The organism is Solirhodobacter olei (assembly GCF_004010155.1).
GTDB lineage: Bacteria > Pseudomonadota > Alphaproteobacteria > Rhodobacterales > Rhodobacteraceae > Solirhodobacter > Solirhodobacter olei.
Genome location: NZ_RRYH01000009.1, coordinates 76612 through 89247 on the forward strand (window position 1 = coordinate 76612; position 12636 = coordinate 89247).

8 protein-coding genes are annotated in these 12636 nt (G+C 67.2%); 3 read left to right on the forward strand and 5 right to left on the reverse strand.

Annotation, left to right across the window (positions count from 1 at the left end):
- Positions 1 to 3 precede the first annotated feature (3 nt).
- Together EIP85_RS08270 and EIP85_RS08275 are read right to left on the reverse strand one after the other, a co-directional pair.
- A complete protein-coding gene (locus EIP85_RS08270; RefSeq protein ID WP_164871676.1) occupies positions 4 to 1920 on the reverse strand; it encodes a cellulose biosynthesis cyclic di-GMP-binding regulatory protein BcsB in 1917 nt (638 codons plus the stop codon).
- A gap of 29 nt (positions 1921 to 1949) precedes the next feature.
- Complete coding sequence (locus tag EIP85_RS08275) at positions 1950 to 2309, reverse strand: Hpt domain-containing protein (RefSeq protein WP_127901706.1); 360 nt, start codon at positions 2307 to 2309, stop codon at positions 1950 to 1952.
- Between the two features lie 784 nt (positions 2310 to 3093).
- Between EIP85_RS08275 and EIP85_RS08280 the strand changes: the two genes are divergently transcribed.
- From EIP85_RS08280 to EIP85_RS08290, 3 genes are all read left to right on the forward strand, one after another.
- Positions 3094 to 6558 carry a glycosyltransferase gene (locus EIP85_RS08280; RefSeq protein ID WP_164871677.1) on the forward strand — a complete coding sequence of 1155 codons (3465 nt, stop codon included), beginning with the start codon at positions 3094 to 3096 and terminating at the stop codon, positions 6556 to 6558.
- Positions 6559 to 6704: 146 nt separating this feature from the next.
- Complete coding sequence (locus EIP85_RS08285) at positions 6705 to 6932, forward strand: hypothetical protein (RefSeq protein ID WP_127901708.1); 228 nt, start codon at positions 6705 to 6707, stop codon at positions 6930 to 6932.
- Between the two features lie 72 nt (positions 6933 to 7004).
- The gene (locus EIP85_RS08290; RefSeq protein WP_164871678.1) at positions 7005 to 8243 is read left to right on the forward strand and encodes an NAD-dependent epimerase/dehydratase family protein; all 1239 of its coding nucleotides are present in this window, start codon (positions 7005 to 7007) and stop codon (positions 8241 to 8243) included.
- A 27-nt stretch (positions 8244 to 8270) separates the two neighbouring features.
- Here the strand turns inward: EIP85_RS08290 and EIP85_RS08295 are convergent, their stop codons facing one another.
- The 3 genes from EIP85_RS08295 to EIP85_RS08305 form a co-directional block, all read right to left on the reverse strand.
- Entirely contained in the window at positions 8271 to 10712 is a 2442-nt protein-coding gene (locus EIP85_RS08295) for a DUF3131 domain-containing protein (protein WP_127901710.1), read from the reverse strand.
- 225 nt (positions 10713 to 10937) lie between these two features.
- Positions 10938 to 11708: an ABC transporter ATP-binding protein gene (locus EIP85_RS08300; RefSeq protein ID WP_127901711.1), complete on the reverse strand. Its 771-nt coding sequence runs from the start codon at positions 11706 to 11708 to the stop codon at positions 10938 to 10940.
- Entirely contained in the window at positions 11708 to 12535 is an 828-nt protein-coding gene (locus tag EIP85_RS08305) for an ABC transporter ATP-binding protein (RefSeq protein WP_127901712.1), read from the reverse strand. The genes EIP85_RS08300 and EIP85_RS08305 overlap by 1 nt, the downstream gene beginning before the upstream one ends.
- Between the last annotated feature and the right edge of the window lie 101 nt (positions 12536 to 12636).

Genomic DNA, 12636 nt, shown 5'->3' on the forward strand with positions numbered 1-12636 from the left:
GGCTCACCCGCGCCCGCGCCGGGCACGCAGGATGCCCCGCAGAAGAAAGACGAAGCCGAGGCTCAGGATGAGCCAGCCCGCCGCGATCAGCCACAGCCGGTAACGGATGATCCGGTCCAGCAGCGTCAGCCGCTGAGGATAGCTGATTTCGAACAGCGAAGCCCGGTCGCTGGAAAACGCGAGCTCCGGCTTGCCACCGTTCAGCACCGCTACATTGGCCTGCCCCGGAAGTTCCGGTTCCGCGCCCGGCGCGCCCTTGCCGAACTGCGCCCCCGGCCGGATCCAAAGGACCGCCCGCCCGCCGGGGCGCACCAGCTGCACCACCGTGCGCGCCCTGAGCGCTCCGTCGCCCAGCAGAAGCGTGCCCCGGTCCGTCTTCAGCCGTACCTCGCCCTTGTCGAAGCGCAGGGCGGGATCGCTGCCCGGCGGCGGCGCGTCCGAGACCCAGACATAGGCCCCCTTATCGGGCGCCGAGGCGCCTTCGGACAGCCGCAGCGGCGTTTCGGTCCCGACCAGCCCGGCCAGCACCCGCGCGATACCGGTCAGTGCCGCGGGCCCGGTCTCCCCGGTCACCACCGTCACGCCCGTCCGGTATAGCGGCGCGAGCCCGGCGAAGGTCCGGACCGGCCCAGCCGGGGCAAGGCGGAAGGCGCTCGACGGCAGAAGCTGCGCCGGATAGGCCTGCGGCTTCAGCTTGCAGGCCCCGCCCGCGACATGGCGCGTCACCGTAACCGCCAGCGTGTTCTGCAGCGTTTGCAGCCCCTCGGGCACGTCGAGGCGGAGACGCGTCGGCCCGTCCCTGCGCGCCACGGCGCTGCCGAGCAGCAGCCCGTTCAGCGTCACGCTTACGACAGGCGGGCTCGGCTCGCCATCGGCCGCCACCGCCACGTCGACATCCGCCCCGGCAAGCCGCGTCCCCGCCGGCAGGCGCGCCGCGGGCAGTGCAGCGTTCCAGGTCGCCCGCCGCAGGACCTCGCGCAGGCCGGTGTCGGCGCCGAGCGCGGCAAAGCTCACCCGGTCCGGCAGCGCACCCTTGGCCCACTCTGCCACATCGCCCAGATGTCCTGCCGTCGCCAGCGCCCGCCACTGACCCGACAGCAGCCGTATCGCCGCGACCGGATCCTTGCCCCCGACCGCGATCGCCGGGCGCCCGCCCTCACGCACGGCCTGCAGCGCAGGCGCGCTCTCCGGCGCGAAGCGGATCGCCGCGCGGCGCCAGTCGCCGCTGGCATCGGCGGGTGCGGCCGTAGCCGCCAGCCGTGCGTCGGGATCCATCGCCATCATCAGAACCGCTGCCGCCAGCTGCCCGGTCGAGGGCGCTTGGGGCAGCAGCAGGTCATTGGCCCGTGGCATCGCCGCCGCGACCGCGGCCACGGTGTCGAGCTTCGCGGGATCGAGCTCCTCGACCAGCCCGCCCTCCGGCGCGAAGGTCAGATAGGACCCCGGCGCCCCGTCGTCGCTGCAGCCCGCTTGGGTCTGGTTCGCGCCATAGACGATCCGGACATGGACGAAGCCGTCCCGGACAGCCGTCAGCGGCACCGGCAGGGCGATCATCGTGCCGCTCGCCATCTGCTGCGGCAGCACGCCAGTGGCAAGGGGCTGGCCATCCACCTCCACCCGGAACTCCCGCCGCGCGGGATCGGAGGACGCCGCGCTATAGGGCAGCTCCAGCCGCAGCGCGGTGACGGCACCGGGCACGGGAACCGGAAAATAGAGGTCCGCCTGCCCCGAAAGCCCTGTCAGCGACAGGCCCCCCGCATAGCCGAGCGCCGCCAGGGAATAGTTGCGGGTCAGGATGGAAGCGGGTGCAGGGGCCGCTGAGGGTACCGCGGATGCCGTGGTCACAGCTCCGCCGGCCTGCGCATCGGCAGCTGCCGCCGGCCCCACCGCGACGAAAACGGCGGCCGCGGCGAATGCCACGGCCATCCTGCTGCCCCACCTCAACACATTCAGTCTGCTTGTTGTGCAACCGATTGTCGAAGAGCCTGCACGGAAGCGGCGATCATATCAAGCCGCTCGGCTCTGCGGGGCTCATCTTCCAGCCGGACGAGGCCGACGCGCCGCTCGGCATCCCGGGCAGCCGCGCCCAGCGCGGAATACCCCAATGTCGGTGCGGTACCGGCAAGGTCGTGCAGGTCGCGCTCCAGCTTGCTGAAGGCCTCCTCCGGGCTCCGCGCCGAAAGCGAACCCGCGTCGACCTCGAGTTGATCGAGTCGCTCCGGCAGCCGCACCGCGAAGCGGTTGGCCACCCGTTGTAGCGCCTGAGATAAGGTCGGCTGACTCATCTTCTGCCCCCGTTCATATTCCATCCGGATATCTGGCAGGCGACTTTGACGAAACGAGGGCGGAAACCCGTCAAAACCTCGGGAAGGATTCGGAAAGTACCGGGGTCGCCCCCGGTCCGCGACGTTCCCGCTGCACCGCCTGGGGCCTGACCTGCGCAGCACCCGGCGCCCGGCCCGGCGAAATGGGGCAATTTACCGACTGTTAACGTTCTGAACGTCAACTGGAGGGGGGAAGTGATTCGCCTCAGGCGTGACCGGCATCGTTTTCGGTTCGCGCGGTAATGTTTTGGAAACCCGCGCATTGGCGTGCAACCCGAAATCTTGCGCGCGCCCGGCAAATCCTAAATCTCGACAACGCGATTCAACTTTAACGAGCATTCTTCGTTTTGAAGCCGGCCGCGCAGGCATCGGAGCGCGCACGCTTCACGGCGACGGGAAACGGTCGCCCCGGGGCGTCGCTCGCCACCCCCGCCTCTCGGCAAGCGCGGACCCGCCTGTCATGTTCAGGAATTTATTAACAAAGAATTAATGGCTTAGGATGCCTCCCGACCTCCACGCCGCGCTGCACGTCGCCTGCGGGGCACGCGCCGCCGCCCGGCTCGGCCGGGCCGATCCGGGGCCAGCTCCCGCGCCGAAGAGAAAACATCCTTTGGTTGTACCCACTTAACCGGCGGAACGGAGACCCGAATTCTCCGCCCTCCGCGCCCCGACGCGCGGCTCGACAAGGCGGAACCCGTTCCAAAATGTGGCCGTTATGCGGCACAAAATGTCATATTCGAGACGGCTTCGCGCCAAATTGGGCAATCCTTTGTCCTTCAGTCTCTTTCCGGCCCGGGGCTGGGAGGCGCCGGAGGGCCGCCAGGACCACGTTTTTTCGACCTCCAGCAAGCTGCGCAAGAAGTCGATTCTCACCGCACTGGCCATGGTGTGCTTCATCTGCCTGGCCTCGGCTCTCAGCTTCACCCTGCCGGGCCTGCTCAATGGCGGCGCCATCTCCGGCTCCATCGCCCGTTCCAGCGCGATGGCGGAACCGATCGGCGCCGAGGCTCAGGCCACCACGGGCTCCACCACGCGCTACCGCCTCACCGGCAAGCTCGGCGCAGCGCCGGCGGCCAAGGGGGTCACCCCTCAGGACATCGGCGCCTGCGGCACGGCGCGCCCGGCAAACCGCAACCGCATCGGCCTGCCCAAGGCCCCGACCGTCTACGGCCTCCTGCCCTATGACGAGGACTGGAACTACCTCTCGCTCGCCAGCGCCTGCGGCGGCCTGAACGTGCTGATGCCGGAATGGTTCCGCCTCAGCCCGAAGGGGCTCGAATCCCTCGGCACTTCCACCGACCCGGAGGACCCCAAGCAGCAGGTCCTGGCCGAGGTCGCCCGGATCCACGACAACGTTCGCATCGTGCCGGTCATCACCGTCGCCAATGCGCCCGCCTCGGACGACGCGCGCATCCTGGCCAACGGCCTTCCGGGGCCGAAGGCCATCGCAGCCCTCGCCACCCTGGCCGAGTCCGAGCATTACGACGGCTACGGCATCGACCTGTCCGGCCTCAGCGCCCAGAATGCCAACCTGCTGGCGCCGTTCCTGACACAGCTCCACGCCGCGCTGAAGGCCAAGGGCGTCGGGCTCGACCTGATCGCCCAGGCTGCGACGCTCGCCGATCTCGACCCGGCGCTGACCGCGGCGGCCGACAAGGTGGTGGTCAAGCTCTACCAGGCCCGCGACGGCGGCGCGACGCCCGCCCCGCTGGCCTCCGCCGCCGAGATGAAGGCGCAGATCGCCCGGGCCAAGGCCCGCATCGGCGCCGGCCGGCTGGTTCTCGCCTTCGGCGCGGGCGGCAGCGACTGGAAAGCCGGCAGCGACGCCCCTGCACCGGTGTCCTTCCAGCGCGCCATGACCCTGGCCCACCGCTTCAACGGGACCATCGGCTTCGACCGCGCCTCGATGAACCCCTATGTCACCTACACCGACGACAAGGGCGCCCCGCACAAGATCTGGATGCTCGACGCCGTGACCACCTACAATGGCATCGTCGAGGCCGCGCGGCAGGGAATCTCCGATGTCGCGGTCTGGAACATCGGCCAGGAAGACCCCAGCATCTGGCGGCTGCTGAACGCCCGCCTGCCCCAGGGCCAGGACTGGCTGAGCCAGCTGACCGGAATCAACCTGGGCCATCTCGCCGTCTATTACGGCAAGGGCGTCTTCCTTCACATCAGGAGCGAGCCGCGCGAAGGCCGCCGCCAGATCTCGCATGACGAGCAAAGCGGCCTGCTTTACGAACGCTACGCCAAGACGCCGCTGCCCTACCTGGTGCGCCGCTGGGGACAGACCAAGCCGAAGACCATCGCGCTGACCTTCGACGATGGCCCCTCCGCGGCCTACACGCCCGGCGTGCTCAAGGCGCTGCGCGAGAACCACGTCCACGCCACCTTCTTCGAGATCGGCAAGCACCAGCTCCTTTACCCCGGCATCGTCCGCGAGGTGCTGCGCGACGGCAACGAGATCGGATCCCACACCTTCTTCCACCCGCACATGGGGCTGATCTCCGACTACCGCGTCCGCACCGAGCTTGACGTCCAGCAACGCCTGATGGCCACCGAGACCGGCCGCCACCTTGTGCTCTTCCGCGCGCCCTATTTCCGCGGCCTTGGGCCGCTGGAACCCGCCCGCCTGCACAAGCTCGCGCTGATCGACTCGCTGGGCTTCATCATCACGTCGAGCCAGATCGTCTCGCCCGACTGGGAGGTGAAGAACGCCCAGGACCTCGCCAACTACGTCATCTCTCAGGTCGAGGCCGGCGACGGCAGCATCATCCAGATGCATGACGCCGGCGGCAACCGCTCCGCCACCGTGGCCGCGCTGCCGATCATCATCCAGACGCTGAAGGCCCGCGGCTACAGCTTCGGCACCGTTTCCGACGCGATCGGCGCCACCCGCGCCGAGATGATGCCGCAGAGCGACGGCTGGTTCGCCGACATCGTCGCGTTCTTCCTGGTCCGCAACATTGCCGACTACCTGACGATCTTCCTCGCCGCCGGCATCGGCTTCGGCGTCGTCCGGATCCTTGCCATCGGGGTGATCTCGACGCTGCGCAAGCCGCACCAGCCGACCGATCCGGACTTCCTGCCCGGCGTCACGGTGCTGATCCCCGCCTTCAACGAGGCCAAGGTCATCACCCGCACCGTGCAGGCCGCGCTCGACAGCGACTACCCGGATTTCGAGGTGCTCGTCATCGACGACGGCTCCTCCGACGAGACCGCGACGCTGGTGGAGGACACCTTCGCCGATGATCCGCGCGTCCGCGTGCTGCGCCAGCGCAACGGCGGCAAGTGGAAGGCGCTGAACGCCGGCATCCGCGCCGCCAGCAACGGCTATGTCGTCTGCATCGACGCCGACACCAGCATCGACAAGGGCGCGATCCGCCGGATGATGCCGCATTTCTCCGACCTCAGCGTCGGCGGCGTCGCAGGGAATGTGAAAGTCGGCAACCGCGTCAACGCGATCACCCGGCTGCAGGCGCTGGAATACGCGATCTCGCAAAGCGTCGACCGCCGTGCCTTCGAATATCTGAACGCCATCACCGTCGTGCCCGGGGCGCTCGGCGCCTGGCGGATCCGCGCGCTCGACGTCGCCGGTCATTACTGCGACCACACGCTCGCAGAGGATGCAGACCTCACTCTCACCGTCGCCCGCGCCGGCTACCGCATCGTCTTCGAGGAACATGCGATCTCCTATACCGAGGCCCCCGACCGGGTGAGCCAGGTGATGCGCCAGCGCCTGCGCTGGAGCTTCGGGATGATGCAGGCCGGCTGGAAACATCGCGGCGCCTTCCGCCAGGGCCATCCGCTGGGGCTGATCGCCCTGCCCGATCTCGCCATCTTCGGGGTCTTCGTGAACCTGATCGCCCCGCTGGTCGACGCGATGCTGCTCGTGAACATCCTCACGCTGGCCTACACGGCGCTGAATGGCGGCTCGATCCTGCCCGATCACGCCGACGAGATGATCATCCTCAGCTACCTGCTGCTGCCGCTGCTCGACCTGACGGCCGCCATCTTCGCCTTCTGGCTTGACGGAACCGAGGACCGCCGCCTTCTGTGGTATTTCCCTCTGCAGAAAATCTATTACCGCCAGATCCTCTATATCTCGGTGCTTCGGGCGGCCTGGCGCGCAGTGACGGGAAGGCTCGCGCTTTGGACGAAGATGGATAGAACTGCGACCGCGCTGAGTCCGCAAACCTACCAGACCGTAAGGATCAAGAATACCGAAGCCTGACCTGGCGGCCACTGAACAAGCAATTAAAGAAGCCGATCCAATTCAAACTATATAGATCGGCACAAGGGAACGAAAAGCGAAACATATATTCGCGTTTCCGAATCGGATCCCCTCGGGGATCCGCAGCAAACGAGGGAGACAAGGCCATGAACGACAACAAGAAAAGCGGGCCGCGCCGAATCACTTCGACCGGAAACTTCGGCAGGGCTCGAAACAGGTCCAGAACTCGCGTCGCAATTCAGGATCGCCTGCGCGACCCCGGCCCGTTTACCGGCTACATCTCTGAATCCGGCCGGTATTCATTTCGCCCTGTGGGCATATTGGGATATCTCGACCACAAAAGCCTCGACGCGGAAACAATAACGAACACGTGATATATATCACTGGGAACTCATCGTATAAACTGAGAAAAATCCAGCTACCTGGACGGGAATGGGAGATCTGGGGTGAACATTATAATTCTTGGTGGCGACGGCTATTTGGGTTGGCCTCTGTCTCTGCGCCTCGCGCAAGGCGGCCATCGCGTTCTGATCATCGACAACCTGCTGCGCCGCAAGCTGGTGGCAAGCTGCGGGGCGACTCTTCTCGACCTGCCAACACCGCAGGAACGCATTGATTTTGCCAACAAAAGGCTTGGCTGCGACATCAGCTTCCTGGAAGCCGACGCCAGCGAGGCGGACCTCGGCGCGGTCTTCTCCAGCTTCAAGCCGGACCTGATCTACAATCTCGCGCAACAGCCCTCGGCGCCCTATTCCATGAGCAGCCGCATGGCGGCGCTGCAGACGATCCGGAATAACGAGCTGTCGAACATGAATATCATCTGGTCCGTTCGGGATTACGACCCGCGGATCCCCGTTGTAAAAATGGCGTCCTTCGGCGCTTATGCGAATTGCGGAATAGATATCGAATGCGGGTATTTCAAACCCGAGATCAACAAGAAGAAAGTCTCGCAACCGATTCTCTTCCCGATGTCCGCCGACGACATCTATCACACGACGAAAATCAATGACGTCCAGATGAACTCCATGGCTTGCCGGGAATGGGGGATGAATATCGTAGAGGTCATGCAATCCACGATATTCGGTGTCTGTGAAGAAGGTCTGTCCGGCGAGAATGCGCTTTATACCCGTTACGACTACGACGCGATGTTCGGCACCGTCCTCAACCGCTTTATTCTACAGGCGGTCAGCGGATTGCCGATCAGCGTTTATGGCACCGGACATCAAAGAACCGGGCTGATGTCGCTCGGCGCGGCGGTGCGGTCTCTTTCGTCCCTGACCACCTCGCCTTCCCCGAGCGGACACCGCTTCATCAATCACGTGACCATATCTGACATGTCGGTTCTTGAAATTGCCCAATCGGTTCAGGCCAGCGCCCGGAAAATGGGGATCCAGGCTGAAATCACCGTCGGCAGCGAGAATCCGCGGGCAGAGAACGTGCAAAGAAAGCAGACCTACGGCGTGCAAAGCAGCATCGCGCGCAAGGAAAGCATCGAGGCCTTCTTCCCCGAAATCGCCACTCATATCCTGAAACGTTCGGCCTTCATCGACCCGAACATGCTGGTCCCGAATGTCTCCTGGGGCACGCCGCAAACGGCAAAGCCGGTGGAACCCGCGCGGCCGGTCCGCCCGCATCGGCCCGCGGCCGGGTTCGAGGGGCTCCAGGTCGTCGGCGGCCTCGCCTGAGGCGCACACCAGCCCTGGTCGGCGCCCCTATCCGGGCGCCTGCCAGGCGAGCATGTAGGCGATGGCCGACAGGATCACGCCATTGGTGTTGAGGTCCGAATAGCCCTCGCTCGGCGCACCACTCTTGGCGCGGATGGAGGAGGCGAAGCCCAGGTCCTTGATCCGCGCCTGCGCGCGCACGTATTCGACCAGCGCATGCGAATAGGCATGGCTGTGGGTGGCCCTCCAGAGATAGGCCGCCTTGCTGCTGATATAGGTCGGGACCGCCTGATCCCGCCCTTTCCGGTTCAGGATCGCGTCCAGCCCCGATTGCAGGCTCCACCGCTTGCTTTCGGCGCCGACATCCAGCCCCTCGTAAACGAACCAGGGATCATGGCTGATCGAGGATTCGCTCGGGCAGACATAAACCCCGGCCTCGCGATGGGTCCGAAGCTGTTCGGAGAACAGCATCCGGGCGAGGTAGGTAGCCGGCTGCGAATAGGGCATCTCCATGATCTCGTAAAGCAGCGGCTCCGGCCCCAGCGGCCCGATCTTCGCCGTGGCGTAAAGCAGCCGCATTTCCCAATCGGCATCGCTCTCGTCGCCCCGCCGCGGCAGCGGAGATGTGGAATTTATCCCGAACTGCTCGAATGCCCGCACCGCGAAATGCGCGCCCTGCGACAGGTTGAATTCGCTCTGACGGCCGTCGACAACCTCGGTAAGCCGGCCGTCCACGACCGTATCCGCCAGTTGCCAGCCGTCGAGCTTCTTGGCGATCACCGGCGCCAGCTCCGGCTCCTCGCGCAGAAGCGCCAGTGCCGAAAGGAGCCGCCCCACGTCGGAGGTGTTGAAATCCGCCCTCAGGGTGCGGCCGCTTCGCACGCTGACCAGGCTGCTTGGCAGATGCAGCCCGGTGATGCGGCGCCGCGGCAGATGCTCTATGACGGCGGTGCAGCGGCTGACGAACTCCGCCTTCGGGATCAGGCCCAGGAAATAGGCGCCGCGGATGCCGACAAGCTGGTTGCCGATGTCCCACATCGCCACTTCGGCGTTCACTGTCATGTCGCCACCGCCGACCTGAACCGCGGCCATGCAAAGCCCGGTGCGCCGGTCGGTGAACCGCTCGATATAGCGCCAGGCCGCCCGCGCATCCTCCATCAGCGCGTCCTGGTCGAGCGGCACGCCCGACTGCTCGGCGCTGCCCTGCGCCCCGGCGGCGACGGCAGAGCGGACAGCGATCACCGGATCCGCCGGAACCACCTGATCTATATAGGCTTTCAGCGAGACGGGCCGAACCTGCCCGCCGGCACTGACCTGCACGATCGCGCGCTTCAGCAGGTCCCGGTCCGCAGGCGCCCGCAGGGCCTCCGCCTCGATCACCAGCACCGTGTCGGCCCCCTCCCGTCCGATGGCGGCAAGCGACGCCAAGTCCGCCACGGCCGAAAGCCGGCGAACCCTTCCCAGCTCCAGCCGTCCGCGCGCGTCGATCCCCGGCACGCCGTCGCCCTGCAGCAGCAGGTCCACCGGCAGGACCGCCCCTGCGACCGCCTGGGGCAGCGCAAGCTTCCCCTCGGCCCCGGTCGCCCCTTCCAGAAGCCCGGCCGGGATCCCGGCGGCGGCCAGCTCGGCCACGAAACCCTCGGCGAAGGGGCGATCCTTCGGCACGCGCGCAACCAGCGCCACGGCCAGCATCGCCTCCCGCCGCTTGCTCAGCCCGCCGGACAGGGCGCTTGCCGGGGTGAAGGTGATATCCGCACCGGCTTTGGCGGTATCCGTCTGCTGCAGTTCCAGCCCCAGCCAGGGGTCATGGCCCGGCTGGCCGCTCATGTCGATCTCGATGATCTGTGGCGCCGTGCGGCTGACCTGGGCCCGCGCCATCGGCAGCAGGCGGGTCCTGACATCGGCATAGGGCAGCGTCCGCCCTCCCGACAACACAAGAACCCCGGCGCCGCCTTCACTCAGTGCCGAGGTCTTCGCGCCCGCGGGCAGTTGCAGCAGCTGCCGGAACCCCGCAGCCCGCAGCCCGGCCGTGGGGACGAGCTTCGGCACCTCCCGCGTCACGATGGTGACGCCAGAGGCCGCCGCCGCCCCGGCGGCTCCGGAAAACAGCGCCGCCAGCCCCGCGCGTGCCTTGCGCGCCGCGCGGGCCTGGAAATAGGGCTCTGGCACAGCGAGATCGGCGGCAAAGGGCAGGATCTCCACCCCCTCGCCCGCCAGCGCGGCGAGCGCGACGAGGATCGGGCCGGCCCCCGGCTTGCGCGGCGGGAAGAGACCCGGGTCCAGCGCGATGGAAAACGGGATCTGCGCCCGCAGGAGCGGCGCGGTGGCGCGCTTCAGTTCGGCCAGCGGAAGATCCGGTCCGATGCCGGAAAGGATCAGGATATCCCGCCCCCCCGCCACCTGCGCGGCAAGCGCCCTCGGCACGAGCCAGCCTGAAGCCGACGCGCCGAGAAGGCCCTGCAGGACCGTCCGTCTGGCTATGGACTTCATGTGACTTTCACGCGCGGGGCCCCAGGTTCTGCCGCCTCTCCCCGCCAGAACCGGGACTGAACCGGAGCTGCCGCGAACCAGGGGGCATGCCCCCTCATGCCTTAGGATCTGGGGCAAAAGTTGGGCTATCGCGTGGAATATGAGGGCGCGGGGCCTTCGCCCCGGGCAAGACGGCCTCCCGCTAGGGCCGGCGCAGAAGGTCGCGGTGGCCGTCGAACGCCGGCCTCATGTCGCGGTCTCCGCCGCCGCCCGATAGCCTTCGGAGGCCGTAAGCAGCGCCTTCGTATACTCCTTCGCCGCGGCCCGGCCGCGCAGATCTTCGCGCGTCAGCTCCTCGACCGCCTGTCCGTGCTGCATGACCAGAAGCCGCTCGCACATGTGGGCGACCACGGCCAGGTCATGGCTGACCAGGATATAGGTCAGCCCGCGCTCGGCGCGGAGCCGGTCGAGAAGGTTCAGCACCTCCGCCTGGATCGAGGCGTCAAGCGCCGAGGTCGGCTCGTCCAGCAGCAGCACCTCCGGCTCCAGGATCAGCGCTCGGGCGATGGCGACGCGCTGGCGCTGGCCGCCCGAAAGCTGATGGGGATAGCGGAAGCGGAATCCAGGGCCGAGGCCGACATCCTCCAGCGCCCGCGCGATGCGGGCGCCGCGGTCGGGGAAGCGGTGGATCGACAGCGGCTCCGCCAGCACCTGGTCCACCGTGTGGCGGGGGTGGAGGGACGCATAGGGGTCCTGAAAGACCATCTGCACCTTGCGATAGAAATCCGCCGGCCTCCTGCCAGCCAGATCCCTCCCCTCGATCGTCAGCCGCCCGCCGGTCACCGGCGCCAGCCCGACCAGCGCACGCAGCACGGTGGACTTGCCGGATCCCGACTCCCCCACGATCCCGTAGCTCTCGCCCTTATCGACGGCGAAGGAGACCCCGCGCACCGCCTGCACCCGGCTACCGGCATGCCCGAAGGTAACGGAAAGATTGTCGACCTCGATCAGTGCCATCAGCGCGCCCAATCCGCATCGCGTTCGAGAACCGGCAGCGGTCGACGGTCGCCCTCGATCCGCGGCAGGCAGTTGAAAAGACCCTGGGTGTAGGGGTGACGCGCCTTGGTCAGCTCCGAGGCACGCAGCTCTTCCACCACCTTGCCGGCATACATCACCAGCACCCGGTCGCAGAAGGACGAGACAAGCCGCAGGTCGTGGCTGATGAAGATCAGCCCCATGCCGCGCTCGCGAACCAGCCGGTCGAGGATGCGAAGCACCTCGATCTGCACGGTGACGTCGAGCGCCGATGTCGGCTCGTCGGCGATCAGCAGATCCGGCTCGGTGATCAGCATCATGGCGATCATCGCCCGCTGGCCCATGCCGCCCGAAAGCTCGTGCGGATAGGCGCGGAAGACGCGCTCCGGCTCGCGGATCTGCACCGCCTCCAGCATGGCAAGCGCCTGGGCCCTGGCATCCCGCGCCGCGGTGCCGCGTGCGGCAGCCTCCATCAGCTGCCGGCCGACGGTCATCACCGGGTTGAGCGAGAATTTCGGATCCTGCATGACCATCGAGATCCGCTTCCCCCGGATCGCCCGCCATTCGGCGGCCGAGGCATGGCGCAGGTCCTTGCCGTCGAAGGTCAGCCGCCTGGCTTCCGTCCTGCCCGGAGGCGGCGTCAGCCCGAGGATGGCGCGCCCCGTCTGGCTCTTGCCCGAGCCGCTCTCGCCGACGATGCCCAGCCGCTCGCGGCCAAGCGTGAAGCTGACCCCGCGCACCGCCTCCACCGGACCCGAGCGGGAGGGGAAGCTGACCCGCAGGTCCTCGACGTCCAGAAGCGCGCTCATTTCACCCTCCCGGAGCCCTGCCCCGCCGACGATACGGGCCGGCCGAAGGCGCCGGCATGCTGCCGAAGCGCGCTCCGCGGGGAATGGTTTTGCCAGGATGA

Bases quoted from the DNA above. Each gene is read 5' to 3' on its own strand.
- EIP85_RS08275 (WP_127901706.1), bottom strand. From the start codon at position 2,309: ATGGAATATGAACGGGGGCAGAAGATGAGTCAGCCGACCTTATCTCAG.
- EIP85_RS08285 (WP_127901708.1), top strand. From the start codon at position 6,705: ATGAACGACAACAAGAAAAGCGGGCCGCGCCGAATCACTTCGACCGGA.
- EIP85_RS08295 (WP_127901710.1), bottom strand. From the start codon at position 10,712: ATGAAGTCCATAGCCAGACGGACGGTCCTGCAGGGCCTTCTCGGCGCG.
- EIP85_RS08300 (WP_127901711.1), bottom strand. From the start codon at position 11,708: ATGGCACTGATCGAGGTCGACAATCTTTCCGTTACCTTCGGGCATGCC.
- EIP85_RS08305 (WP_127901712.1), bottom strand. From the start codon at position 12,535: ATGAGCGCGCTTCTGGACGTCGAGGACCTGCGGGTCAGCTTCCCCTCC.